This is a genomic window from Streptomyces sp. NPDC018610, from assembly GCF_044391765.1.
Taxonomy (GTDB): Bacteria; Actinomycetota; Actinomycetes; order Streptomycetales; family Streptomycetaceae; genus Streptomyces.
Window position 1 is genome coordinate 772,883 of record NZ_JBISAL010000001.1, and the last position, 25,375, is coordinate 798,257.

At 73.7% G+C, this 25,375-nt stretch carries 21 protein-coding genes and 2 tRNA genes; 3 read left to right on the top strand and 20 right to left on the bottom strand.

Annotated elements, in window-relative coordinates; genetic code table 11:
- Nucleotides 1-30: 30 nt before the first annotated feature.
- The 5 genes from ACH5A8_RS03460 to leuS all read right to left on the bottom strand — a co-directional run bounded on the left by ACH5A8_RS03460 (nt 31) and on the right by leuS (nt 9,230).
- Nucleotides 31-2,658: a ComEC/Rec2 family competence protein gene (locus tag ACH5A8_RS03460; protein ID WP_398997442.1), complete on the bottom strand. Its 2,628-nt coding sequence runs from the start codon at nt 2,656-2,658 to the stop codon at nt 31-33.
- Nucleotides 2,655-3,443 carry a helix-hairpin-helix domain-containing protein gene (locus ACH5A8_RS03465; RefSeq protein WP_398997444.1) on the bottom strand — a complete coding sequence of 263 codons (789 nt, stop codon included), beginning with the start codon at nt 3,441-3,443 and terminating at the stop codon, nt 2,655-2,657. The genes ACH5A8_RS03460 and ACH5A8_RS03465 overlap by 4 nt, the downstream gene beginning before the upstream one ends.
- Before the next feature lie 1,032 nt (nt 3,444-4,475).
- The gene (locus ACH5A8_RS03470) at nt 4,476-5,321 is read right to left on the bottom strand and encodes a DegV family protein (protein ID WP_398997446.1); all 846 of its coding nucleotides are present in this window, start codon (nt 5,319-5,321) and stop codon (nt 4,476-4,478) included.
- Nucleotides 5,322-5,437: 116 nt separating this feature from the next.
- Complete coding sequence (locus tag ACH5A8_RS03475) at nt 5,438-6,193, bottom strand: hypothetical protein (protein ID WP_398997448.1); 756 nt, start codon at nt 6,191-6,193, stop codon at nt 5,438-5,440.
- Nucleotides 6,194-6,347: 154 nt separating this feature from the next.
- Nucleotides 6,348-9,230, bottom strand: a complete 2,883-nt coding sequence (gene leuS / locus ACH5A8_RS03480; RefSeq protein ID WP_398997450.1) for a leucine--tRNA ligase — start codon at nt 9,228-9,230, stop codon at nt 6,348-6,350.
- Nucleotides 9,231-9,670: 440 nt separating this feature from the next.
- Between leuS and ACH5A8_RS03485 the strand changes: the two genes are divergently transcribed.
- Both ACH5A8_RS03485 and ACH5A8_RS03490 read left to right on the top strand, forming a co-directional pair.
- Nucleotides 9,671-10,969 (top strand): cytochrome b/b6 domain-containing protein, encoded by a 1,299-nt coding sequence (locus ACH5A8_RS03485; protein WP_398997452.1) that lies wholly within the window; start codon nt 9,671-9,673, stop codon nt 10,967-10,969.
- Nucleotides 10,966-12,576 (top strand): NADH-ubiquinone oxidoreductase-F iron-sulfur binding region domain-containing protein, encoded by a 1,611-nt coding sequence (locus ACH5A8_RS03490; protein ID WP_398997454.1) that lies wholly within the window; start codon nt 10,966-10,968, stop codon nt 12,574-12,576. Before ACH5A8_RS03485 ends, ACH5A8_RS03490 begins: the two co-directional genes overlap by 4 nt.
- 141 nt (nt 12,577-12,717) lie before the next feature.
- Here the strand turns inward: ACH5A8_RS03490 and ACH5A8_RS03495 are convergent.
- From ACH5A8_RS03495 to ACH5A8_RS03540, 10 genes are all read right to left on the bottom strand, one after another.
- A tRNA-Ala gene (locus tag ACH5A8_RS03495) sits at nt 12,718-12,790 on the bottom strand.
- A 174-nt stretch (nt 12,791-12,964) separates the two neighbouring features.
- On the bottom strand, nt 12,965-13,198 hold the full coding sequence (locus ACH5A8_RS03500; RefSeq protein ID WP_003976229.1) for a hypothetical protein: 234 nt from the start codon (nt 13,196-13,198) through the stop codon (nt 12,965-12,967).
- A gap of 3 nt (nt 13,199-13,201) precedes the next feature.
- Nucleotides 13,202-13,375 carry a hypothetical protein gene (locus tag ACH5A8_RS03505; RefSeq protein WP_398997457.1) on the bottom strand — a complete coding sequence of 58 codons (174 nt, stop codon included), beginning with the start codon at nt 13,373-13,375 and terminating at the stop codon, nt 13,202-13,204.
- 443 nt (nt 13,376-13,818) lie between these two features.
- Nucleotides 13,819-13,891: transfer RNA gene (locus ACH5A8_RS03510), tRNA-Ala, on the bottom strand.
- 119 nt (nt 13,892-14,010) lie between these two features.
- Entirely contained in the window at nt 14,011-14,688 is a 678-nt protein-coding gene (locus tag ACH5A8_RS03515; protein WP_398997459.1) for a histidine phosphatase family protein, read from the bottom strand.
- Entirely contained in the window at nt 14,679-15,125 is a 447-nt protein-coding gene (rsfS, locus tag ACH5A8_RS03520) for a ribosome silencing factor (RefSeq protein WP_398997461.1), read from the bottom strand. Before rsfS ends, ACH5A8_RS03515 begins: the two co-directional genes overlap by 10 nt.
- Before the next feature lie 77 nt (nt 15,126-15,202).
- Nucleotides 15,203-17,080 (bottom strand): LytR C-terminal domain-containing protein, encoded by a 1,878-nt coding sequence (locus tag ACH5A8_RS03525; protein WP_398997463.1) that lies wholly within the window; start codon nt 17,078-17,080, stop codon nt 15,203-15,205.
- 16 nt (nt 17,081-17,096) lie between these two features.
- Nucleotides 17,097-17,771 carry a nicotinate-nucleotide adenylyltransferase gene (gene nadD / locus ACH5A8_RS03530; RefSeq protein ID WP_398997465.1) on the bottom strand — a complete coding sequence of 225 codons (675 nt, stop codon included), beginning with the start codon at nt 17,769-17,771 and terminating at the stop codon, nt 17,097-17,099.
- 88 nt (nt 17,772-17,859) lie between these two features.
- A complete protein-coding gene (locus tag ACH5A8_RS03535; RefSeq protein WP_398997467.1) occupies nt 17,860-18,009 on the bottom strand; it encodes a hypothetical protein in 150 nt (49 codons plus the stop codon).
- 217 nt (nt 18,010-18,226) lie between these two features.
- Nucleotides 18,227-18,391: a hypothetical protein gene (locus tag ACH5A8_RS03540; RefSeq protein WP_398997469.1), complete on the bottom strand. Its 165-nt coding sequence runs from the start codon at nt 18,389-18,391 to the stop codon at nt 18,227-18,229.
- 181 nt (nt 18,392-18,572) lie between these two features.
- On the opposite strand from ACH5A8_RS03540, the gene ACH5A8_RS03545 reads away from it, so the two are divergent.
- A complete protein-coding gene (locus ACH5A8_RS03545) occupies nt 18,573-19,703 on the top strand; it encodes a M48 family metallopeptidase (RefSeq protein ID WP_398997471.1) in 1,131 nt (376 codons plus the stop codon).
- A gap of 129 nt (nt 19,704-19,832) precedes the next feature.
- Here the strand turns inward: ACH5A8_RS03545 and ACH5A8_RS03550 are convergent, their stop codons facing one another.
- The 5 genes from ACH5A8_RS03550 to proB form a co-directional block, all read right to left on the bottom strand.
- Nucleotides 19,833-20,903 carry a hypothetical protein gene (locus ACH5A8_RS03550; protein WP_398997473.1) on the bottom strand — a complete coding sequence of 357 codons (1,071 nt, stop codon included), beginning with the start codon at nt 20,901-20,903 and terminating at the stop codon, nt 19,833-19,835.
- An 89-nt stretch (nt 20,904-20,992) separates the two neighbouring features.
- The gene (locus tag ACH5A8_RS03555) at nt 20,993-21,586 is read right to left on the bottom strand and encodes a hypothetical protein (protein WP_398997475.1); all 594 of its coding nucleotides are present in this window, start codon (nt 21,584-21,586) and stop codon (nt 20,993-20,995) included.
- A gap of 98 nt (nt 21,587-21,684) precedes the next feature.
- Complete coding sequence (locus ACH5A8_RS03560; protein WP_398997477.1) at nt 21,685-22,971, bottom strand: glutamate-5-semialdehyde dehydrogenase; 1,287 nt, start codon at nt 22,969-22,971, stop codon at nt 21,685-21,687.
- A gap of 296 nt (nt 22,972-23,267) precedes the next feature.
- Nucleotides 23,268-23,843, bottom strand: coding sequence for a hypothetical protein (locus ACH5A8_RS03565; protein ID WP_398998257.1), 576 nt, complete (start codon nt 23,841-23,843; stop codon nt 23,268-23,270).
- Between the two features lie 143 nt (nt 23,844-23,986).
- Nucleotides 23,987-25,093 carry a glutamate 5-kinase gene (gene proB, locus ACH5A8_RS03570; RefSeq protein ID WP_398998259.1) on the bottom strand — a complete coding sequence of 369 codons (1,107 nt, stop codon included), beginning with the start codon at nt 25,091-25,093 and terminating at the stop codon, nt 23,987-23,989.
- Nucleotides 25,094-25,375 lie beyond the last annotated feature (282 nt).

Here is a 25,375-nt window from a genome sequence, read left to right on the forward strand (position 1 = left end):
AGTCACCGCTCCAGTCGCGTGCGCCGCCCCTCAGCCACGCGTCACCGCTCGCAGGCCCGGCCCCTCCCCGGTGACCGCGATCGGGCCGTCCCGGTCCGTGCGGAGCACCACCGCGCCCTGGGCACGCAGGGCGGTGACCGTGCGGGGAGCGGGGTGACCATAGGGATTGTCCGTGCCGCAGGAGATGAGGGCGAGGCGTGGGGCCGCCAGCCGTATCAGGTCCGGGTCCTGGTACGCCGAGCCGTGATGGGCGACTTTGAGGACGTCCACGTGGAGCAGGCTCGCCGCGGCCGGTGAGTGCAGCAGGGCCTGCTGGGACAGGGGTTCCAGGTCGCCGAGCAGGAGCAGGCGCAGGGCGCCCGCCCGCACCAGCAGGGTGACACTGGCGTCGTTCGGGCCGTCCGGGAGCGGGGCCGGAGAAGGCGGAGGCCACAGGACCCGCCAGGTCAGACCGGCGGTGCGGCGCTCCTCGCCGGCGACGGCCCGGAGCAGCGGGATGCCGCGCCCGGCCGCCTGCCCGCGGACGAACTCCGCCTGCTGCGCGGGCTCCTCGTACCCCGTCGTCTCGATCGCTCCCACCGAGCGTCCCCGCAGTACGCCGGGCAGGCCGGCCACGTGGTCGGCGTGGAAGTGGGTCAGCACGAGGAGCGGGATCCTGGTGACGCCCAGGGCGCGCAGGCACCGGTCCACCGGCTCGGGGTCGGGGCCCGCGTCCACCACCACGCCCGCGCCCGGCCCCGCCGCGAGCACCGTCGCGTCGCCCTGTCCCACGTCGCACATCGCGAACCGCCAGCCCGGTGGCGGCCAGCCCGTCACCACCCGTGTCAGCGGCGGCGGTTGCAGCACCACCAGCAGGAGCACCACCCCGCAGACCCCGCACAGCCAGGGGTGCCGCAGCAATCGCCTGCCCAGCGGTACGAGCATCGCCGTGAGCAGGCCCAGCAGCAGCGCCCCGGTCCAGCTGCCCGGCCAGTCCACTCCCCCGCCGGGCAGCGCCGCCCCCGTACGGGCCACCTTCGCCAGCCACCCGGCGGGCCAACCCGCGCACCAGGCGAGCGCCTTGGCCACCGGCATCGCGACCGGCGCCGTCGCCAGGGCGGCGAAGCCCAGCACCGTGGCGGGGGCGACCGCGATCTCCGCCAGCAGGTTGCACGGCACCGCGACCAGGCTCACCCGGGCCGACAGCACCGCGACGACCGGTCCGCACAGCGCCTGCGCGGCGGCCGCCGTGGCCAGCGCCTCGGCCAGACGCCCGGGCACCCGGCGCCGGCGCAGGGCCTCGCTCCACCGCGGTGCGAGGGTGAGCAGCGCGCCGGTGGCCAGCACCGACAGCAGGAAGCCGTAACCGCGGGCCAGCCACGGGTCGTAGAGCACCAGCAGCAGTACCGCCGTAGCCAGGGCGGGGATCAGCGATCTGCGGCGTCCGGTCGCCAGGGCGAGCAGCGCGACGGCTCCGCAGGCCGCGGCCCGCAGCACGCTCGGGTCGGGCCGGCACACCACGACGAACCCGAGGGTGAGCGCGCCGCCCAGCAGCGCGGTGCTCCGCAGCGGCAGGCCGAGCCGCGGGGCGAGGCCACGGCGCTCGACGCGCTGGGCCAGGCCGGGCGGGCCGATGAGCAGGGCGAGCAGGATCGTGAGGTTGCTCCCGGAGACGGCCAGGGTGTGCGCGAGATCCGTCTCCTTGAACGCCTCGTCCAGTTCGGGCGTGATCCGCGAGGTGTCTCCGACGACCAGTCCCGGCAGCAGCGCCCGCGCGTCCCCCGGGAGTCCGTCGGTCGCCGTGCGCAGTCCGGCCCTGAGTCGTCCGGCCAGTCGTTGCGACCGAGTCGGTCCCCGGATCACCTCGGGGGCCGACCGGTCGCGGACCCGCAGGACCGCCGCGATGCGGTCGCCGCCCGTCAGCGGGGGCGACAGCCTCGCCGTCACCCTCAGCCTGGTCGAGGGCAGCAGCCCGAGCCAGGGCGAGGCCCGCTCTCCTCGGCCCCGCGTGCCGGTCCCCCCGCCCGGGTGCGCCGGGGCGTTGACGAGGAGCAGCACCGGTGTGCGGGTCACCGCGTCCTCCGCCCCGCCCGTCCGTTCGACTCGCCGCACCTCCGCCTCGATCAGCACCGAGGCCGGCGCCATGTGGTCGCCGCTGACCCGGGGCCGGGTGAGCCGGGGGTCCGAGGTCAGCTCCACCTCGGCGGTCACCGTGGCGAAGCGCCGGGCCAGCGCCGGCACCGGTCCGCGCCGCACGTCCGCCCCGTGCAGTCCCGCGGAGGCGGCGGCCGCCGACGCGCCGAGCAGCACGGCGGCGACGGTGGTGCGCGCCCAGGCGCCCGTGCGGGGTCCGGGACCCCGCAGGGATCCGGCGCTCCGCCCGGAGCCGGTGCTCTGCCGGGAGCCGGTGCTTCGCCGCCACCGGCCGGCGAGCAGGAGCAGGGCGCCGGCGGTCAGACACACGGCCGCGAAGCCCGCCACCCGTCCCGCGGGCGCGTCCAGCGCCAGGGCCGCCGTCGCCCACGCCGCGAGCGCGGGCGGGACGAGTCGCAGGTCGGTCGGTCCTTCCTGTCGGGGGTGGGCGGTGCCGAGCCGTTTCCCGGAGGCGGCATGGACCGCCGCGCGGGGACGGGGCGGGGCGGCAACGGGGGGCTCTGTGGTCGCCCGGGAGCGGGTCATGGCGTGACCAGGGGGCGCAGGTCGGCGAAGCGGCGGTCGCCGATGCCGTTGACCTCGCGCAGTTGGTCCACCGAGCGAAAGCCGCCGTGCTGGGTGCGGTAGTCGACGATGTGCTGGGCCAGCACGGGGCCGACCCCGGGCAGCGTCTCCAACTGGTCGACGGTGGCGGTGCCGAGGGAGACCGGGGCCGCCGGGCCGCCCGCCCGGCCGGAGCCGGACGCGCCCGCGGCGGCCGAGCCGGGCGGGGCGGGTCCTGCCGCCGGTGCGGGCCCTCCCACGACCACCTGTTCGCCGTCCACCAGGAACCTGGCCCGGTTGAGGGCGCGGAGGTCGGTGCCCGGCCGTGCCCCGCCCGCCGCCCGCAACGCGTCCACGACCCGGGAGCCGGCCGGGAGGCGGTGGATCCCGGGCTGCCGGACCTTGCCGCTGACGTCCACGACGATCTCCGGGCCGGCCGAGGTGGTGGCGCCCGCGCCAGGGGACGGTGGCGAGGCGCCGGGCGCGGCGACCGCGCCCGTCCCCCGGCCAGGGTGGGGGGCCATGGCCCGGACGGCCTCGGGCGCCCGTACCGTCTGGGTGCGGCCGGTCCAGAAGTGCTGGAGGGCGACCGCCGCGGCGAGGGCGAGCACGGCGGTGAGCGCGATCACGTTCCTGCGCTCCAGCGCACAGCGGGTCTGCAGCCACACCGGCATACGGTCCCGGAGCGCGAGCCCGAACCGCTCCCGCCGGCCGCGCCCCGCCCAGGAGACGGTCCGGCCGCCGTCGACCTCGGCGAGCGGATCCACGCCGCCGCCGACGGGCGACCAGGGCGGTAACTCGCCGCTCGCCGCCATCGAGGGCGTGCCGGAGGACGGAGGATGCCGGGTGGTCCGGCCCGGTTCCGCTTCCCTCGGAGGTGCGTCGGCCGGGTGCGCGTCTGCTGCCGCAGCGCGCGGGTCTTCCTCCGCAGCGCGCGGATCCGACGTCGTGCCACGGGGAGCCAGGTCCGCGACCGGCGCCGGATCCGAGCCCGAGTCCGGGAGCAGGATCGGGGCCGCGAGCAGGATCGGGTCCGGGCTCGGTGCCGGGGCCGGCACCGAGCCCGGACTCAGGGCCGGTGTCGGGCCCGGCCCCAAGGCCGGTGTCGGGCCCGGCCCCAAGGCCGGTGTCGGGTCCGGCCCCAGGACCGGAGCCGGGCCCAACGCCGCGGTCGGGTCCGGCCCCGAAGCCACAGTCAGGTCCGGACCCCAGGCCGGTGCCGGGGCCGGACCCAGGGTCGAAGTCGGATCAGGACCTGAGGCCGGAGTCGGACCCGGCCCCGAAGACGAGTCCGAACCCGAAGACGGGTCCGGGCGGGCCCAGGACGGGACGCGGGAGCTGTCCCGGGCCGGTGACCGCGGGTGCGTGGCGGTGGGGTTCGGGTCGGAGGTCCGGGCCGACGGGTGGCCTCTGCCCGACTCCCCCACCGCCTCGGGGCGTTCGGCGAAGAGCGCATGAGCGCGCCGCCGCAGTTCCTCGGCCGACGCGTCCCTGTTCCCGGAGCTCCGGCCGCCGACCCGGCGTCCGTGTCCGGCCCCGCCTCCGGTCCCGGGGCCGGTCCCGGGGCCGGTCCCGGGGCCGATCCCGGGGCCGATCCCGTGCCGGCCGGCCGGGCGGCGGTGGCGGGTGCGGCCGTCCGAGCCGGGACCGCGGCCCGGTCCGCTCGTCGCGGTCGCTGTGCGTGAGTGTGAGCGAAGTGCCATGGGCCGAGCATGGGCCGGACCGGCACCTTCGCGATGATCTTGCTCGGTTCCCGGGGACTACCGACCGGTTGTGGACAACTCCGTCACCCACACGGGTCACCGCGGCGAGACGACGACCCCCAGCAGCCCCGGCCCGGTGTGTGCCCCGATCACCGCGCCGACCTCGCTCACGTGCAGGTCCGCCAGTCCGGACACCCGGGCACGGAGCCGGTCGGCGAGGGCCGCCGCACGCTCCGGCGCGGCGAGATGGTGGACGGCGATGTCGATGCCGGCGCCGTTGGCGCGCTCGGCGGCGATCTCCTCCAGGCGGGCGATCGCCTTGGACGCCGTCCGCACTTTCTCCAGCAGCTCGATACGGCCGTCCTGCAACTGGAGCAGCGGCTTCACGGCGAGCGCGGAGCCGAGCAGGGCCTGCGCGGCCCCGATACGGCCGCCACGGCGCAGATAGTCGAGCGTGTCGACGTAGAAGTGGGCGGAGGTGCCCCCGGCGCGCTTCTCCGCGGCGGTGACCGCCTCGTCCACCGTGCCGCCGTTCTCGGCGGCCTCGGCGGCGGACAGGGCACTGAAGCCGAGCGCCATCGCGATCATCCCGGTGTCCACGACCCGCACCGGCACCGGGGCTTCACGCGCCGCGAGCACCGCGGCGTCGTAGGTGCCGGACAGTTCCGCGGACAGGTGCAGGGAGACGATGCCGCTCACGCCGGACCGCGCCACCTCGCGGTAGGTCTCGGCGAAGAGTTCGGGACTGGGGCGCGAGGTGGTGACGGGGCGTCGCTTCTGGAGCGCCTGGGCGAGCGCGCGCGTGGAGATCTCCGAGCCCTCCTGGAGCGCCTGGTCGCCTAGGACCACGGTCAGCGGGACCGCGGTGATGCCGTGGCGCTCCATCGTCCGCGGCGGCAGGTAGGCCGTTGAATCGGTGACGATCGCGACATGGCGGGACATGAGCTGGAGGTTACCTGCCGTAGCGCCCGGGCGGCAGCCCAGCCCCTCTGACCGGGTGTCCCGTCGGCCGGATCACATGGGTCGGCGGGTCCTGCCGGGCACACGGGCCACGCGCGTCAGGTGGTGCTCTCGGGCCGCGGCTTCTTGGTCCAGGAGTAGGAGGGCCGGCGGCTCGGCGGGGTGATGGCGTGCGGGTCCGCCTCCCGCGCGAAGTCGGACCGCGCGGCCCGGGGTCCGGCCGGCCCGTCCGAACGGCCCGACGCGGGCTCGGAGCCCCGCGGGGGTTCGGAGGTGGGCTCCGCCGTGGTCCCGTGACCGGGCGTCTGGGTCGTGGTCCAGTGGCGCAGGGCGCCGGCCTCCACGTCGATCTGGGCGCTCAGCGCGTCGAGGTCGTCGTCGGCGAAGCGGCGGGCGCGGTCGCGGGCCGCCCAGCGCAGGGAGTCGGCGGACTCCGTGATGCGGCGGGTGCGGGCGCGCAGGTCCGGGATCAGGCCGGCGAGGGTCGCGCGGTCCGGCTCGGACTCCAGGCGCTTGAGTTCGCCGTCCAGTTCGTGTCCGTGCGCGCTCAGGCGCTCGAACAGGGCGACGGATTCCTTGAGCGACTCGTCCTCGGCCGCTCCGGCGTACAGGGCGTCCTGGGTGGCGCGCATCGAGGTGCGCAGGGTGAGCCGCAGCTCGGCCAGCTCGCCCGCCGGTCCCGGCCGGGCGAGGGACCTGGCCCGCAACGTGTGGTCCTCCACCGTGCGGCGGGCCTGGCTGATGGTGCGGTCCACGCCGCGCTTGGCCGCGCCCACCGCTCTGACCGTGACGTAGGCGCCGAGCACCACGCAGAGCAGGAAGAGCAGGGCGAAGACGGTGACGACTGCTTCCACGGCGCTCCTCCTCGGGCAGGGGCGGCACGGTCCGCGCCGCCCCTCAACGGTAAACGCAACGGGCAGGCCCGGGGTTCCGAAAAACCCCGAACCTGCCCGTAGGGGACTACCCGGAGGCGCTCACGCCCCGGCCGTCACGCCGGAGTCCGCGACCTCACGCCGGGACGATGTTCACCAGCTTCGGCGCCCGCACGATCACCTTGCGGATGCCCGCCCCGTCCAGCGCCGCGACGACCTTCTCGTCGGCCAGCGCCGTCTTCTCCAGGTCCTCCTCGGAGATCGACGGCGGCACCTCCAGGCGCGCCTTGACCTTGCCCTTGATCTGGACGACGCAGGTGACCGTCTCGTCCACGACGTAGGCCGGGTCGGCGACCGGGAAGTCCCGGTGGACCACCGACTCGGCGTGGCCCAGGCGGTGCCACAGCTCCTCGGCGACGTGCGGGGCCAGCGGGGCGACCATCAGCACCAGCGGCTCGGCGACCGACCGCGGCAGCGCGCCGCCCGCCTTCGTCAGGTGGTTGTTCAGCTCGGTGACCTTGGCGATGGCCGTGTTGAAGCGCAGCCCCTCCAGGTCCTGGCGGACGCCGTCGATCGCCTTGTGCAGCGCGCGCAGCGTGTCCTCGTCGGGTTCGGCGTCGGTGACGGTGACCTCGCCGGTGTTCTCGTCGACGATGTTGCGCCACAGCCGCTGCAGCAGCCGGAACTGGCCCACCACCGCGCGCGTGTCCCACGGCCGGGACACGTCCAGCGGGCCCATCGCCATCTCGTACAGACGCAGCGTGTCGGCGCCGTACTCGGCGGCGATCTCGTCCGGGGTGACCGCGTTCTTCAGGGACTTGCCCATCTTGCCCAGCAGCCGGGAGACCTTCTCGCCCTGGAAGAAGTAGGCGCCGTCGCGCTCCTCCACCTCGGCGGCCGGCACCGCGATGCCGCGGCTGTCGCGGTAGACGTAGGCCTGGATCATGCCCTGGTTGAACAGCTTGTGGAACGGCTCCGCGGAGGAGACGTGCCCCAGGTCGTACAGGACCTTGGACCAGAAGCGCGCGTACAGCAGGTGCAGCACGGCGTGCTCGGCGCCGCCGACGTACAGGTCGACGCCGCCGTGCGGCATGCCCTCGCGCGGACCCATCCAGTACTGCTCGATGGCGGGGTCGACCAGCTTCTGGTCGTTGTGCGGGTCCAGGTAGCGGAACTCGTACCAGCAGGAGCCGGCCCAGTTGGGCATGGTGTTGGTCTCGCGGCGGTACTTCTTCGGCCCGTCGCCCAGGTCCAGGGTGACGTCGACCCACTCCTCGTTGCGCGACAAGGGGGTCTCGGGCTGGGTGTCGGCGTCGTCCGGGTCGAAGGTGCGCGGCGAGTAGTCCTCGACCTCCGGCAGCTCCAGGGGCAGCATCGACTCGGGCAGCGGGTGGGCGATGCCGTCCTCGTCGTAGACGATCGGGAAGGGCTCGCCCCAGTAGCGCTGACGGCTGAACAGCCAGTCGCGCAGGCGGAAGTTGACGGTGCCCTCGCCGACGCCGGAGCGCTCCAGCCACTCGGTGATCCGCGCCTTGGCCTCGGTGACGCCCAGGCCGTCCAGGGAGATCTCGTCGTTGGCGGAGTTGATGATCCTCGCGTCGTACGACCCGAAGGCGTCCTCCCAGGTGGAGGTGTCGGTGCCGCGGCCGTCGGTGGGCTCGACCACGCAGTGGATCGGCAGTTCGAAGGCGCGCGCGAACTCGAAGTCGCGCTGGTCGCCCGCGGGGACGGCCATGATCGCGCCGGTGCCGTAGCCCATCAGGACGTAGTCGGCGATGAAGACCGGGATGCGCTCGCCGTTGACCGGGTTGGTGGCGTACGCGCCGATGAAGACGCCCGTCTTGTCCTTGGCCTCGGCCTGGCGTTCGACGTCGGACTTGGAGGCGGCCCGCGCGCGGTAGGCGGCGACGGCCTCGGCGGGGCTCGCGTGGCCGCCGGTCCACACCTCGTGGGTGCCCTCGGGCCAGGCCTCGGGGGTGAACTTCTCGACCAGCGGATGCTCGGGCGCCAGCACCATGTAGGTGGCGCCGAACAGGGTGTCCGGGCGGGTGGTGAAGACGGTGATGCGCTCGCCGTCGATCGGGAAGTCGACGCGGGCGCCCTCGGATCGGCCGATCCAGTTGCGCTGCTGCAGCTTGATGGCCTCGGGCCAGTCCAGCTCCTCCAGGTCCCCCAGCAGCCGGTCGGCGTAGGCGGTGATGCGCATGTTCCACTGGCGCAGCTTGGCCTTGAAGACGGGGAAGTTGCCGCGCTCGGAGCGGCCGTCGGCGGTGACCTCCTCGTTGGCCAGCACGGTGCCCAGGCCGGGGCACCAGTTGACGGGCGCGTCGGAGGCGTAGGCCAGGCGGAACTCGCCCAGGACGTCGGCGCGCTCGGCGGCGGTCAGCTCGCCCCACGCGCGCGTGTGGCCGGGTACGGGACGCTCACCGGACTCGAACGCCGCGACCAGTTCGGCGATCGGGCGGGCCTTGTCCGCCTTGTCGTCGTACCAGGAGTCGAAGATCTGCAGGAAGATCCACTGGGTCCACTTGTAGTACTCCGGGTCGATCGTGGCGAACGACCGGCGCTTGTCGTGGCCCAGGCCCAGCCGGCGCAGCTGGGCCTTCATGTTCTCCATGTTGGCCTCGGTGGACACGCGCGGGTGCGTGCCGGTCTGCACGGCGTACTGCTCGGCGGGCAGGCCGAAGGCGTCGAAGCCCAGGGTGTGCAGGACGTTGTGGCCGGTCATCCGCTGGAACCGGGCGTATACATCGGTGGCGATGTAGCCCAGGGGGTGGCCGACGTGCAGGCCCGCACCGGAGGGGTACGGGAACATGTCCATGATGAACTTCTTGGGCCGGGCGGCCAGCTCGGGGTCGCCGGCCAGGTCTCCCTCGGGGTTCGGCGCCGCGTACGTGCCGTCGGCGTCCCAGAAGTCCTGCCAGCGTGCCTCGATCTCGGCCGCCATGGCGGCCGTGTAGCGGTGCGGCGCCGCCTCCGCCGACGTGGCGGCGGTGGCAGCGGGGTTCGTCTCGCTCATGATCCTCAAAGCTCCATCAGATCGACTCTGCCGACGGCTGCGACTTTCGGAAACGAAAAATCCCCTCGCACAGGAGGGGACGCCGCGCCGATTCCGACCACCCGCGTCGTCGGCGGTCGGGACTGATCAGCGCGGCTCGCTAAGCAGAAGGCGTACGGCACGCATGGCGTCAGGGTACCGCAGCCGTCGAGCGCGCCGCGACGGAGCTTCACCGGAGGCCGCCGGACCACTCCGGAGGGTGGTGATCCGGTTGTGGAGGCGCGGAAAAGCTGAACGAAGTTCACAGCTTACCGGGCGTAACGATCCCTATGAGGACAACGGAAAGCCCCTCCGCCACGTAGATAACAAGGCAATAACTCAAACCGCGTACTGGCCGGTTTGGAGCCGCTTAGAGTTCGTCCTCTCGGGACCGCTCACCCGAACCGCTCGGAGTCGCCCCCATGAACCCTCGTCGCAGTAACAGCTCGCTCCCCAAACCGGGCCGCTCGGCCTACGGGGTCGCGTCCGCCGTCGCCCTGCTCCTGATACCCGTGGTCGTCCTGGCGGGAGGCAGCCAGTTCCGCGAGTTCCTGAATTTCGGCGCGGGCGTCCTCTCCCTCGTCTCCCTCAGCTGCTCGGTGATCTGGGGCCTGGTGGCCCAGGACCGCATCTTCCTGAACACCCGCCAGCGGATCGTGGGCCAGGCGGTGCACCGCACGACCGCCGTCGCCTCGATCGCCTTCCTGCTGCTGCACATCACCACCAAGATCGCCCTGGACCACACCCAGGTGATCGCCGCGGTGATCCCGTTCTCGCTCGGCGTCACCGGGAGCGCCGGCCTGATCGGCCTCGGTTCCCTGGCCGGGCTGCTGATGGTCTTCGTGGGCATCACCGGCGCGCTGCGCAGCAACTTCGCCACCCCGGCCCCGGTCGCCGCCCGCTGGCGGGCCATGCACATGCTGGCCTACCCGGCCTGGTGCGCGGCGCTCGTCCACGGCCTGTACGCGGGCCGCCAGGCCAAGCCGGTCTTCGTGATCCTCTACGGCCTGTCCCTGCTCGGCGTCATGGGAGCCCTGGCGCTGCGCGCGGCGCCGCGCCCGGTCAAGCGCAGGATCGCCGACCGGACGGTGACCCTGCTCGGCGGCGGCGACCGGCCCGTACTCGACGACCTCGACGCGAGCCGGGCCAGGACGGACCGCTCCACGCTGCCCGGTTACGAGAACGCGGCAGGGGACCGCCCCTCCCGCGCCCCCGGCACCGGTCCCCTGCCGCGCGTCCCGGCCGCCGCCTCGCCGTTCTACGGCACCCCCGCCGCGGCCCCGGAGCCGCCCTCCGGCTTCGCGGCGGCCTACCGGGCCGTGTCGACGCCGACGCAGCCGTACGCGGCCGACGCGACCGCGCGCATGGACATGCCCTACGACCTGCGGGCCACCGAGGCGATGCCGCGCGTGGACGGTCCCGGCGGAGCGCCGGGCGGCTGGCCCGTCCCCTCGCCCCCGCCCGTCGGCGAGGCGCCCCCGTCGGCCTACGACCCGCTGAACGACACGGGACACACCATCCCGGCCTACAACGATCCGGGCACGAACGCCTACGGCGGACGTGATGTGTACGACACCGGTGAGACGAACCCGCTGTACGGCACGTACAACTCCACTGACACGTACACGAGCGGTCCCGCCACTGAAACACCCCCCGGCGCCTCCTTCGACGCGCCGGGTCCGGGCGAACCTTGGAACATGCCTTCCGGAGGCCACAGGTGAACGAGGCCCTGCCCGACGTCCCGGAAGTCCGCGTCGTCGGCCTTCCTCAGCTCACGTCGGGCTTCGACCTTGTCGAACGACTCGATCTGCCCATGCACCTCAAGGTGCACGGGCCACTCGAACCACTGGGGGGCGAGCAGCTCGCGCAGCTCGCCGAGGCCATCAACCTCAGGGGACGCGGCGGCGCGGGCTTCCCCTTCCACAAGAAGCTGCGCTCGGTCGCCGAATCGGCGATCAAGCGCGGCGTACGGCCGGTCGTCGTCGTCAACGGCAGCGAGGACGAACCGGCCTGCCGCAAGGACACGGTGCTCATCAACCGTGCCCCGCACCTCATCCTGGACGGCGCCCTGCTGTGCGCCGAGGCCATGGGTGCCCGCACGCTCGTGGTGGGGGTCACCCGTGAGTCCACACAGCGCTCCATGGAGGCCGCCCTCGCCGAGCGCGGCCTCAGCAACGGCCGCCGCTCGGCGCTGCGCGCACGCGTGCAGCGCAATCCGGTGCGCATGGTCACCGGCGCCGCCGCCTCGCTGATCCGGTCCATCGACGGCGGCCCGGCCGTCCCGCCGGGCCGCAAGGTCAGCGCCTCGCAGACCGGCGTCGGCGGCGCCCCCACCCTGCTGTCCAACGCCGAGACGTTCGCGCAGCTGGCGATCGCCGCCCGCATCGGCCCCGAGCGCTACGGCAACACCGGCCTGTACGACGAGCCGGGCACCGTGATGCTGACGGTCTCCGGCGCGGTCGCGCGCCCCATGGTGATCGAGGTCCCCACGGGCGTGCCGCTGCGCTACGTCCTGCAGCTGGCCGGCGCGCCGCCGGTGCCGCAGGGCGTGCTGACCGGCGGCTACCACGGCAAGTGGATCGACGCGGCGACCGTCGACGAGGCGATCGTCTCCCGCAACTCCCTGGACGCGGTGGGCGGTTCGCTCGGCGCCGGGGCGATCCTCCCGATCAGCCAGAACACCTGCCCGCTGGGCGAGTCGCTGCAGGTCGCCAAGTGGCTGGCCGAGGAGAGCGCGGGCCAGTGCGGCCCCTGCTACCTCGGGCTGCCGGCCGCGGCGCGCGGCATGGAGGACATCCTGGGCGGCGGCGGTCCGGCCGCCCTGGAGGCCCTCAAGCAGGTCGCCCGGAACGTGAAGCGGCGCGGCGCGTGCTCGCACCCGGACGGCTCGGCGATGTTCCTGGAGTCCACCGTCAAGGCGTTCACCGACGACCTGGCCGCCCATGTGCTGGGCAACGGCTGCGGACGGCCGGTGGAGGGCGTGCTGCCGCTCTTCGAGGGCGGCAGGGCCCCCACGGGCATCCCGGGCGGCGGCGAGGCCGAGGAGGCCGGTCCGAGCCGCCAGAAGATCCACGTCGACTGGACGCTGTGCCGGGGCCACGGCCTGTGCGCGGACATCCTCCCGGAGGTGTTCGAACTGGGCGCCGACGGGTTCCCGACCGTCGCCCAGGCGCAGGTGCCGCGCTACGCGGAGGCCAAGGCGCTGCGCGCCGTGCGCCGCTGCCCCGCCTTGGCGCTGCGCCTGGAGGAGGACACGCGCGCGCAGGCTCCGGCCCGGAACCTGCCGGTGCTCTCCCAGGGCCGGGGACGCCGCGCCCTGGGCCGCTGACGTCGCGAGCGGCGGGTCACCCGGCCACGGTGGCCCGCCGTTTCGCCGTGCGGCGCACGAAGTGCGCGGCGGACGGGCCGCCTACACAGCACGAACGTCGAAGGCGGATCATCCGATCGGATGATCCGCCTTCGACTACTGTGGAGCTAAGGAGAATTGAACTCCTGACCTCCTGCATGCCATGCAGGCGCTCTACCAACTGAGCTATAGCCCCTTGTTCACGCGGCCGGGCCGTGTGTTTTGTCTTCCGCCCGGTTTCCCCGGCGGCGATGCCAACATTACACGGTCGAGGGGGTGCTTCACCAAATCCGTTTCCGGTGTGCCCCGTATGACCGTTATTTACGACGTCGACCGGAGTCCCGCGCGGGGCCCCGGCCGACGTCACGTCTCACGCCGTGACGAACGAATAGAAGCGTTTGAGGGTGCAGTGCTCCTCCAGGAGCCGGCCGTAGATCGGCTCGCCCTCCAGCTCGCGGTACGTCTCGATCGGGTCGCCCTTTATGATCAGCGCCCGCGCGCACTCCTCGCACCAGTACTGGTAGTCGGGGTTGACCGGTTCCATGTCGCGCACGATCGGCGTACCGCTGCCGCACCAGTCGCACTTCCGCCTGTGTGCACCCATCGCTCAGCTCCAGCTGTGGCCGCAGGCCGTGCACACGTACGAGACGCCGCCGTTGTCGCCGAGGACCTGGGCCACGTGGCCGGAGCCGCAGGAGGGGCAGAGGAGGCGGGTGACCGTGTTCGGTGTCAACGCCGCGCCGAGGAGGTGACCGACCTCCTCGAGGATGCTCGCAGGCATCGGTACTCCCTCCCGTCGGGCCGCGCCCCCTGCCGGCCGTTTGATTCTGCCACGGCCGGGCCGATACGGTCAGCGACGCCTCGGTACCAGTCCGGCCACGGCGCCCGCCGCGGCCGTCCCGGCCAGCGCGAACCCGCACGCCGAGGGCGCTCGCGCAGAGGTATACGCCCCCCAGGCCCCGAGTGACTCAAGCCGGCCGGGGAACAGTGCGCCGAACGCCGCCGCCCCGACCGGCCGGCCGAGCCGCGCCGCGGTGGCGAGCCGGTCCCACAGGGCTTGGTCCGCGCTCTCCGCGCCACCGACGACCGCTGTGCCCGGCTGGGGCCTCCGGCACAGGAGGAAGCCGACGAGTTCGCCCGGGGCTGGAACGCCGAGAATCCCGCCCCCCTGGGGGACGGGATTCTCGTCACCGATCTTTGACCACTCGACAGAGTGTCGATCCGTGGAGCTAAGGAGAATTGAACTCCTGACCTCCTGCATGCCATGCAGGCGCTCTACCAACTGAGCTATAGCCCCTCGCTCCAAGCAGCTGAGCCGCTTGGTGTTCTTTCCCGCTCGGCGGGGCGAACAAGAAGAACTTTAGCCTGCGACCTGCCGGAAAGTGAAATCGGGCCCCCGGGGGGCGCCAGGGCGGCTCAGGTGTCGTCGCCGAGGACGGGCTCCGGCAGGGTGCCCGCGTTGTGCTCCAGCAGCCGCCAACCGCGGGCGCCCTCGCCGAGGACGGACCAGCAGCAGTTGGAGAGCCCGCCCAGGCTCTCCCAGTGGTGGGCCTCCAGGCCGAGGAGGCGTCCGATGGTGGTGCGGATGGTGCCGCCGTGGCTGACCACGACGAGGGTGCCGTCCTCGGGCAGCTTCTCGACGTGCCGCAGCACGACGGGGGCGGCGCGGTCGGCGACCTCGGTCTCCAGCTCGCCGCCGCCGCGGCGCACCGGCTCACCGCGCTTCCACGCGGCGTACTCCTCGCCGTGCCGGGCGATGATCTCGTCGTGCGTCAGGCCCTGCCAGACGCCCGCGTAGGTCTCGCGCAGGCCCTCGTCGCGGGTGACCTCCAGGCCGGTGAGGGCGGCCAGCTCGGCGGCCGTCCGCGCGGCCCGTTCCAGGTCCGAGGAGACGATCGCGTCGGGGCCGAGGGAGGCCAGCAGCCGGGCGGCCCGGCGGGCCTGGCCGACGCCGGTCTCGGTCAGCTCGACGTCCGTGGAGCCCTGGAAGCGGCGCTCCACGTTCCAGGAGGTCTGGCCGTGCCGCCACAGGATGACGCGGCGGCCCCGGCCCGGCGTGCGGCCGGCCCCCTCACCGGCACCGGTCACCGCCACTCACCGTCCGGCTGGGCCGACTCCTCGGCGGCCTGGAGCTTGGCGTGCTCCGCGGCCTTGCCCCGGGTGGCCTGGGCGTCGGCGGGCAGGTCGAGCTCGGGGCAGTCCTTCCACAGCCGCTCCAGGGCGTAGAAGACGCGCTCCTCGCTGTGCTGGACGTGGACGACGATGTCGACGTAGTCGAGCAGGACCCAGCGGGCCTCCCGGTCGCCCTCGCGGCGCACCGGCTTGGCGCCGAGTTCCTTGAGGAGCCGCTCCTCGATCTCGTCGACGATGGACTTGACCTGGCGGTCATTGGGTGCGGACGCCAGGAGGAAGGCGTCCGTGATCGACAGGACGTCACTGACGTCGTAGGCGATGATGTCGTGCGCGAGCTTGTCGGCGGCCGCCTGGGCGGCGGTGTGGATGAGCTCGATGGAGCGGTCGGTCGCGGTCACTGCGTGGCTTTCCGTCGGCGGTCACTTGACACCAAGGGTCTCACGACCGCCGACGACGCCCCACGCGATGAGGCCGGTCACTGCCCGGAGGCGGGCTTGTAGTCCTGTCCGAGGACGACCGAGACGTCGGCGTTGGAGGTGACCGTGCCCTTCGTCACGCAGGAGGCGGGCAGTCCGAGGGTCTTGGCGACCTCGGAGGCGTTCTCCTTGTCCTCGGCGTCGGCGTAGACGACCTGGGACGTGGACCGCGCGGAGGCGGTGCCGCCCTCCAGGAAGGTGAAGCCGCCGTTCAGGAGGACGACGCGGGCCTTCTCGGTGTCGTCCTTGACGCCGGAGGCGTTGCGGACCGAGACGCGCACGGCCGATCCCTTCTCGGGGCTCTTGGCGGTGCCGCCGAGGATCTCCTTGACCACGCTGTCGCTGGTCTCGGCGCTCAGCGTGCCGTCGGCCTGGACGGGCAGCAGCGCCGACTTGTAGTCGCCGCCCTTGGCGAGGTCGGCGAGCTCGGCGAGGAAGGCGCCGAGGTCCTTGTCGGTGAGCGAGGGGTCGAGGATCTGCGCCAGCGTCTGCACGGTGACGGTGGCGGCCTGAGGGTCGGAGGAGAGCTTGCGCAGCACGCCCTGCATCACCTGGCCGAACCGCTGCAGCTGGGCGTTCTGGGACTCGCCCGGGGCGCGGTAGGTGGCGTAGGCGACGGCCGCCTTGCCGCTCAGGGACTGCTTGCGGCCCCGGTGCACGAGGAGCTCGGCGCCGGACTTCTTCTTGTCCGGCTTCTTCGCGTCCGGGTCCGGCACGTCGGCGTCGGTGTCGATCTCGATGGCGCCGACCAGGTCGACGAGGTTCTGCAGGTAGGGGGTGTCCAGGCGCCAGGTGCCCTCGATGTCGGTGCCGAGGACGGTGCCGAGCTGGTCGCGGGTCCCGGAGGAGCCGTCGTCCTGGACGGACTTGGCGAGGGTCGTCGTGGTGCCGTCGTCGGCCGTCAGCGCGAGCGAGTTGGGCAGCAGGACGGTGGTGCCCTGCTTGGTGGTGGTGTTGTCGACGAGCAGCGCCGTGGAGGTGCCGCCCCTGGCGGTGTCGTGCAGGTGCACGACGACCACGTCGCGCTTCTGGGCGCCCGTGGCGGTGGCGGCGCCGCTCTTGGAGCCGGAGGAGGACAGCCCGGGCAGCTTCCCCGCGTACCAGAGGTAGCCGACGCCGCCGGCCGCGACCAGGGCCAGCACGACGGCCAGGGCGATGACGCGGCTGCGGGCGCGGCGGCGGGCCTCCTCACGGCGCTCGGTGCGGTTCTCGGTGAACTTCAGCCAGTCGATGACGTCCTCGGAGTCGTCGCTCGGCTCCTCGACGAAGGCGAACTGCTCGGTCCGGTAGTCCTCTTCGCCGGGCTCGGTCCCGTCCGGGCCGTCCTCGGGGCGGTCGGGTCCGGCCGCGCCGTGCGCCTCGTCGGATCCGTCGGCCTCGCCCGGGTCGGCGGCCCGCGCCGGGCCGGTGCGGTGCGCCGGGCCGGTCTGCTGCGGGATGTGGGCGCTCTGCCCGGCGACCCGCGGCTGCTGCCCGCTGGTGGCGCTCTGGCCGTAGGGGTCGTACGGGGCGGTGGGGGCGGCGGTCCCGTAGGGGTCGTAGGCGGTCGCCGGGCCCTGGGAGGCGTGGGAGTGGGCGCCGTAGGGGTCGTAGGCGGGGGCGGGATCGGGCCGGCCGGGGTCGTAGCCGCCGTAGCCGGACGGCGCCGGCTGCTGCTGTCCGCCGCTCGCGTACGGGTCGTACCCGTAGTCCTGCTGTCCGTAGTCCTGTTGCCCGTAGTCCTGCTGCCCGTAGGTCTGCCGGCCGTACGCGTCGTAGGTCTGCTGCGGGGTCTGCTGGGCGGGGACCTGCCGGTAGACCGGCCGGCCGTACTCGTCGTAGCCGACGAGCTCGTAGTCCTCGCCGCCGCCGTACCCAGCGTCGTATCGGTCGTTCACCGGTGCCCCTCTCGGCTCACTCGCCGCGGTACAGCTGGCGCTTGGCGATGTAGCGCACGACTCCGTCCGGCACCATGTACCAGATGGGGTCGCCCTTGGCGACTCTCGCACGGCAGTCCGTGGAGGAGATGGCGAGGGCCGGGACCTCGACGAGCGAGACGCCGCCCGCGGGCAGGCCGGGGTCGCTGAGGTGGTGGCCCGGCCGGGTGACGCCGATGAAGTGCGCGAGGGAGAACAGTTCCTCCGAGTCGCGCCAGGTCAGGATCTGGCCGAGCGCGTCGGCGCCGGTGATGAAGAACAGATCCGTGTCGGGGTTGAGGGCGCGCAGGTCACGCAGGGTGTCCACGGTGTAGGTGGGGCCGCCGCGGTCGATGTCGATGCGGCTGACGGAGAACTGCGGGTTCTCGGCGGTCGCGATGACCGTCATCAGGTAGCGGTCCTCGGCCAGGGACACGTGGCGGTGGCTCTTCTGCCAGGGCTGGCCGGTGGGCACGAACACCACCTCGTCCAGGCCGAACCGCGCGGCGACCTCGCTGGCCGCCACGAGGTGCCCGTGGTGGATCGGGTCAAACGTTCCGCCCATGACGCCCAGGCGGCGCCTGCCCGGCGTCGAGGGGCCGCCGCCGGGCCCGGGTCCGGGGTGTTTCACCGTGTCGCTCGCCGGACCGGTAGGCATGTCCTGCTCTCCCATGCGTGCAGACCCTACCGGCCCGGTCCTTGAGCTTCGTCCGGGAGATCACCGGGGAAGGCCCCGAGCCCGCCCGGGATCCCGGGACGGCTCAGCGGTCGCGGTTGAAGCGGGTGGTGATCCACAGCAGGAGCAGCAGCACCACGAGGGCGGCTCCGCCGGTCACCGCGGGGTTGAGACTGTCGTGGTTGCCGCCCTCGGCGAGGTTGACCAGCGGGGCGGCGGCGCGGTGGAGGCTCATCGTCGGCAGACCTATCCAGGTGTGGGCGGGATAAAGATGTCCGCCCATCGTAAGCGCCCGCCTCCGCACCGCTCACGCCGACTCCGCCGTTGCCGTGCGTCGCCGGTGCCCGCGCCGCCGTCGGCACCGCTGGTGCCGCTGGTGCCGCGACAGGCGAGGCTCACCGCGTCGCGGCGCCGGGGCCGGGCCGGCCCCGGACGGGAACCTTCCCGCCGTCTCAGTCGTCGTTCCGCTTGTAGCCGCGCAGCAGGAACCAGCCGGTGAGGACGCAGCCCAGGACCATCACGACCAGGACGATCCGAAGGAGGTCCCCCGATCCCTGGTGCTGGGTCGCGGCGCTCGCGGCCTCGGTGAGCCGGGCGGCTGCGGTGTGGTGCTCCATGGCTGGACTCCTTCGCTGTACTGCCCGTCCACGGTATCTCCGCCTAGGCTGGCTCCTGCTTCGGGGGGTTCGTCCGCGGCGCACACCCGTGCCGCCGCGCAGACCGTGCACGGGCGCGCACACGGGGCCGCGCGCACGCGGGCGCCGCACACAGACGTACAGGACGCACATGGGGGACGACATGTCCGACGACGGTCGCGAGCACAACGGGCACGAGCGCGTGCCGAGCCGGCGGCGCACCCGCTTCCCGGGGATCTCCTCGCGCGCGTACGAGCATCCGGCCGACCGCTCCGCCCTGGTCGCGCTGCGCAAGCTGAGCGGGTTCGACACGGTGTTCAAGGCGCTCAGCGGCCTGCTGCCCGAGCGCAGCCTCAGGCTGCTGTTCCTGTCGGACTCGGTGCGCGTCTCCGACCAGCAGTTCGCGCACCTCAACGACATGCTGCTGGACGCCTGCTACATCCTGGACCTGGAGAAGGTCCCGCCGATGTACGTCAACCAGGACCCGCAGCCGAACGCGATGTGCGTCGGCCTGGACGAGCCGGTCATCGTCGTGACCACCGGTCTGGTGGAGCTGCTCGACGAGGAGGAGATGCGGGCGGTCATCGGCCACGAGGTGGGCCACGCCCTGTCCGGCCACGCGGTGTACCGCACGATCCTGCTGTTCCTGACCAGCCTCGCGGTCCGCGTGGCGTGGATCCCGCTGGGGAGCCTCGCGATCACGGCGATCGTCACGGCGCTGCGCGAGTGGTTCCGCAAGTCGGAGCTGTCGGCCGACCGGGCGGGTCTGCTGGTGGGGCAGGACCCGCAGGCCTCCATGCGCGGCCTGATGAAGATCGCGGGCGGCAACCACCTGCACGAGATGAACGTGGACGCCTTCCTGCGCCAGGCCGAGGAGTACGAGGCCTCCGGCGACCTGCGCGACTCCGTGCTGAAGATCCTGAACGTGCTGCCCCGCAGCCACCCCTTCGCCACCGTGCGGGCGGCCGAGCTGAAGAAGTGGTCTCAGTCGCGCGACTACCAGCGCATCCTCGACGGCCACTACCCGCGCCGCACCGAGGACCAGGACGCCTCGGTGGGCGACTCCTTCCGTGAGTCGGCCGCGCACTACGCCCACCACGTGAAGACGTCCAAGGACCCGCTGATGAAGCTGGTCAACGATCTCGCGGGCGGGGCCGGCGACCTGGGCGGCCGGGTCCGGCGGGGTTTCGAGGGCTTCACCTCGGCGCCGCCCGGGTCCGGGGCGAAGGGCGAGCCGCCCGCGGACGACACCCGGCCCCCCTCGGACGGCACCCCGTCCGGCGACCGGGGCTGAGGGAACCGACCCCCGCCCGGCGACCGGTACCGAGGGAACCGACCCCCGCCCGGCGACCGGTACCGAGGGAACCGACCCCCGCCCGGCGACCGGTACCGAGGGAACCGACCCGCGGCCGGGCGGGCGGCGTCACACCTTCGGCTGGGCGCCGGGGGCGAGGGCGCCGCACAGGGCCGGCGCGCCGTCCGTCGCGTACGGGTCCGTGCCGGCCGGGCCGCCGGCCGATGCGCTCTGCCCGGCCAGGAGCGGGTGGAAGCGGACCGTGCTGTCCCCGGGGCAGGACAGCGGTCCGGCCTGCACGGTGGTGGCGACCAGCTGGACCTGGTGCAGCCGCAGGTCGTCGCGGTCGAAGCGGAAGCGCAGCTCGCGCCGGACGGTGAACAGGGAGGCCGGGGCCCCGGCGGCGGCGCCGGCCGGCCGCAGCGCGTAGACGACCGTGGGGTCCGCGGTGACCTCCAGGGTGTCGGCGTCGGTCTCGGTGGTCTGCAGGCTGCCCCGTACCCGGATCCGCGGGTCGGCCAGCTCGGTGCGGGCCGGGTCGAAGCGGACGAGCCATCCGGTGGGCGCGTGCCGGCCGTCGGCGGCGGGGTGCTCGAAGCTCTGGTCGAACTGGTCGAGCTGGCCCGGGTCCAGCAGCGAGCGGACGGTGTCGAGCTGACCGCCGGTGAGCACCTCCGGGTCGAGGGAGGAGGCGACGACGTACTCGCGCGCGTACGTCAGCGCGGCGACGACCTGGCTGTCGGAGAAGTGGGCGGTGCCGCGGTGGGCGGGCCACGGGATGCCCTCGGCGCCGGCCTCGAAGTGGGCGGCCGGGCTGTGCGCGTACAGGTACCGGGGGTCGGCCGCGCCGGGCACCGCGCCCTGCGGGGCGAGCGGCACGACGGTCATCCGCAGCGGTTCGGCGGGCCGCTCGGCCAGCGGGCTCCGGTACGGGGTGCGCACGCCCATGAAGATCGCGGTGGCGAAGGCGAGGGCGATCAGCAGGAGAAGGGCCAGCGCCTGCCGGGACAGTCCGCGGTGCGGGCTGCGGCGGCGGCGCACGGCGGGGGTGTGGTCGGTCATCCGCTCCCGGGCGGAGTACTCCTGGAGGCGGGCAGCGCGGACGAACGACTCGTCGAAGACGACGGATCGGTACTCGTCCTCCGCGCCTGAGGGAGTGCCCTCGGGGGTCCCTTCGGGCGGGTCTCCACGCCCTCCCATATATTCAGGGTGGGTCCCGCGGCGCACCGGTAAACGCCCCGCCGTAGGTCGACTTCTGACACATCCTCACCCGGTCTGCGGGCGGGCGGTCAGTGGGTGCGGGGAACCGCCGGGACGGGTGGCCGGGAAGAGCCGACGGAGGTCGAGGGGGCGGCGGCGCTGCCCTGCTCCAGTCCGGTGGAGGCGGGCGGCGGCACCTGGTCCCGGTTGCCGGAGGAGCCGCCCCGGTAGACCGCGGCGAAGGCCAGGGCGACCATGCCGATGCCCATCACCAGGGCGAGAACCCAGGCGACGGGGCGGTGCCAGCGGACCTGTTTGCCGAGGGCTTTCGGGGCGCCGTAGCGGCCGTCGAGGACGTCGGGGTCGTCGTCCAGGTCGTCGAAGTCGTGTTCGGGGCCGTAGCCGCGGCCGTAGCCGTCGTCGTAGCGCTCGCCCCTGGCGTGGGCTCTGCGGGCCTCCGCCTCGGAGGCCTCGGCTCTGGCCTGGGCGGCGGCCAGGAGGCGCTCCACCGCGGTCGGCTCGTGGATCACGGCCGCCCGTACGAAGGCCTCGTCGAAGACCACGGAGGCGAACTCTTCGTCCGACACCCCGCGGTCGTGGTCGTCGTCGGGCTCCCAGCCGTCAGGGAACGGCGTACCCCCCACGTCCTCCGGCACAGACCCAGAGTAGACCTGGGGGGTCAATTTGGGCAGACGGTACGGAAATTCATCCGCCTGCCGAGACGCGGTTTCACGCCATCGCCGCCGGGCCCGTCCGGCGGACCGTTCGGGCCGCGGTCCGCTCAGCGCCGGATGTGCCCGTCGCCCGTGACGATGTACTTCGTGCTGGTCAGCTCGGGCAGGCCCATCGGGCCGCGGGCGTGCAGCTTCTGCGTGGAGATGCCGATCTCCGCGCCGAAGCCGAACTGGCCGCCGTCGGTGAAGCGGGTGGAGGCGTTCACGGCGACCGTGGTGGAGTCGACCAGCTGGGTGAAGCGGCGGGCGGCCTGCTGGGAGGTGGTGACGATCGCCTCGGTGTGGCCGGAGGACCACAGCCGGATGTGCGCGACGGCCCGGTCCAGCGAGTCGACGACGGCGGCGGCGATGTCGTACGACAGGTACTCGGTGTCCCAGTCCTCCGGCGTGGCCTCGACGACCGTGGCGCGGGAGTCCTTGGCGTACGCCATCACCCGCTCGTCGGCGTGCACGGTGACGCCGGCGTCGGCGAGCGCGTCCAGGGCGCGCGGCAGGAACTCGGCGGCGATGTCCTGATGGACGAGGAGGGTCTCGGCGGCGTTGCAGACGCTGGGGCGCTGCGCCTTGGAGTTGACCAGGATGTCGACGGCCATGTCCAGGTCGGCCCGGGCGTCGACGTAGACGTGGCAGTTGCCGGTGCCGGTCTCGATCACGGGGACGGTGGACTCGTTGACGACGGTCCGGATCAGGGAGGCGCCGCCGCGCGGGATGAGCACGTCGACCAGCCCGCGGGCGCGCATCAGCTCGCGCACGCTGTCGCGGCTCTCGCCGGGCACCAGCTGCACGGCGTCGGCGGGCAGCCCGGCGCCGCCGACCGCGTCGCGGATGACCCGGACCAGGGCGGTGTTCGACTCGTAGGCGGAGGCGGAGCCGCGCAGCAGGACCGCGTTGCCGGACTTCAGGCACAGGGCGGCGGCGTCCACGGTGACGTTGGGGCGGGCCTCGTAGATGATGCCGACCACGCCGAGCGGGACGCGGACCTGGCGCAGGTCGAGGCCGTTGGGCAGGGTGGAGCCGCGGACCACCTCGCCGACCGGGTCGGGCAGCGCCACCACGTCGCGCACGTCGGCGGCGATGGCCCGCACCCGCTCCGGGGTGAGGGTGAGCCGGTCCACGATGGCCTCGCTCGTGCCGGCCGCGCGGGCCTTGGCGACGTCCTTGGCGTTGGCCTCGACGATCTCGCCGGTACGGACCTCGAGGGCGTCGGCGACGGCGAGCAGCGCGTCGTCCTTCTCGGCGCGCGGCAGCGGCGCGAGGTCGGCGGCGGCGGCCTTGGCCCGGTAGGCGGCCTGGGCGACCGGGGACATCGAGTCGTACGGCGAGAGCGTGGTCATGGAGGAAGGGTAGTGCGCGGCGCGCGGCCGTTCACCGGATGTTCCACACCACGAGACGGGGCATAAGGGTCGGACCGGTGAAACGGGGCGGACCGGTGGAGGCCGGACCTGTCGGGATCAGACGCGGGGCGGGCTCCGTGCGGGTCCCCGCCACGGAGCCCGGCGCGGGCGGCACCCGTACGGGCGCCGAAGGCCGACCCGGTACCGGGCCGGCTCGAAAGCGGACCCGGTACAGACCGGCCGAAAAGCGGACCCCGCACAGGCCGGCTCCGAAGCGGGCCCCGTACGGGTTCGGCTCAGAAGGGGTGGACGCCCACCGGGGTGGCCGGGGGCGGGCCGTAGCCCTCGGCGAGGCGCTGGTGATAGGTGTCGCGGTCGACGACCTCCAGGCCGACGATCTCCCAGGGCGGCAGCTGGGCGCTGCGCCGGTGCTCGCCCCACAGGCGCAGCGCGACGGCGGCGGCGTCGTGCAGGTCGCGGGCCTCCTCCCAGTAGCGGACCTCCGCGTGGTCGTCGGCGTAGCGGCTGGTCAGCAGGAAGGGGTGGTCGTGGGCGAGCTGCTCCAGGCCGCGCCGGACCTCCTGGACGGGGGTCCGGGCGCCGGAGACCCGCAGGGTGATGTGCCACAGCCGGGGCAGGTCCGCCGGTTGCGCGCGGTCGCGCGCCCGGCCCGGCTCGCGCGCCGTCCTCCCCGGCTCGCGCGCCGCGCGCCCGTCCTCGCCCTCGCGCTCCTCGGCGTAGGCGTCCTGGGCCTCGCGCTCCTTGTCGTAGCGGTCGCCGGCCGCCACGCTGGTCAGGGCGCGTTCCCCGCCGGCCGTACGGGAGGGGGACCCGCCGGCACCACCGCGGGACGCCGCCGCCCCAGGGCGCACTCGTCTCACGACGGCCTCCTTTACCCACGTGCTCGCGCGGAACATGTCCCTCGGACAAAGTGCAGCAGCCCGCACGGCTTCATGGGGCGGTTTTACGGAACGTCCCCGCCTTCCGCGCCCGGCCGCACGGACGTTTCGGGCCATTACGGCTCCAGGACCACCAGACCGTCCCTGTGTACGACCTCGCGTTCGTACGCCGGTCCCAGCTCGCGGGCGAGTTCGCGGGTGGAACGGCCGATCAGCCGGGGGATCTCCTTGGCGTCGAAGTTGACGAGGCCGCGGGCCACCGCGCGCCCGTGCCCGTCGCGCAGCTCGACGGGATCGCCCGCGGTGAACTCGCCCTCGACGGAGGCGATGCCGGCCGGCAGGAGCGACTTGCGGCCCTCGACGACCGCGCGGACCGCCCCGTCGTCGAGGGTGAGCGAGCCCTGCGGGGCGGAGGCGTGCTGCAGCCACAGCAGCCGGTCTGCGGAGCGCTTGCCGGTGGGGTGGAAGTAGGTGCCGGTGTCGCCGCCGGACAGGGCGTCGGCGGCGTGGACGGCGCTGGTGAGCACGACGGGGATGCCGGCGGCGGCGGCGATGCGGGCCGCCTCGACCTTGGTGACCATGCCGCCGGTGCCGACGCCCGCCTTGCCCGCGCTGCCGATCTCGACGCCGGCCAGGTCGGCGGGGCCGTGGACCTGGGCTATCCGGGAGGTTCCGGGCTTGCTGGGGTCGCCGTCGTAGACGCCGTCGACGTCGGAGAGCAGGACGAGCAGGTCGGCGTGGACGAGGTGGGCGACGAGGGCGGCGAGACGGTCGTTGTCGCCGAAGCGGATCTCGTCGGTGGCGACGGTGTCGTTCTCGTTGACGATCGGCAGGGCGCCCATCGCCAGCAGCTTGTCCAGGGTGCGGGAGGCGTTGCGGTGGTGGGCGCGGCGGCTGGTGTCGTCGCTGGTCAGCAGCACCTGGCCGACGCGGACGCCGTAGCGGGCGAAGGAGGCGGTGTAGCGGGCCACGAGCAGTCCCTGGCCGACGCTGGCCGCGGCCTGCTGGCGGGCGAGGTCCTTGGGGCGGCGGCGCAGTCCGAGCGGGGCGAGTCCGGCGGCGATGGCGCCGGAGGAGACGAGGAGGATCTCCTTCTCGCCTCCCGCCCGGCTCTTGGCCAGCACGTCCACCAGCGCGTCCACGCGGTCGGCGTCCAGGCCGCCCGAGGCGGTGGTCAGCGAGGAGGAGCCCACCTTGACGACGATCCTGCGGGCCTCGACCACCGGCTGCCTGACCGCCGACTCACCCTGCCTTGCGCCTGCCACCTTGCCGTCTGTCCCCTCGCGCCGCTCCGGCGCCTCGCCGGAGTCCACGGGCCGAATCTACGCGAAGAGGGCGGCGCGGCGCCCGTCCGTTTCAGCTGCCGGACCGACCGGGGCGTTCCGGTGGACCGGCCGGGGCGTCCCGTCGCCTCCCGGGGGCGGGAGGGGCGCCGCCGCCCCTGTGCCCGGGCCGGGCTCGCCGGGTCGCCCGTCAGGCAGGAGCGGGAGCGCCGGCCGAGGGTC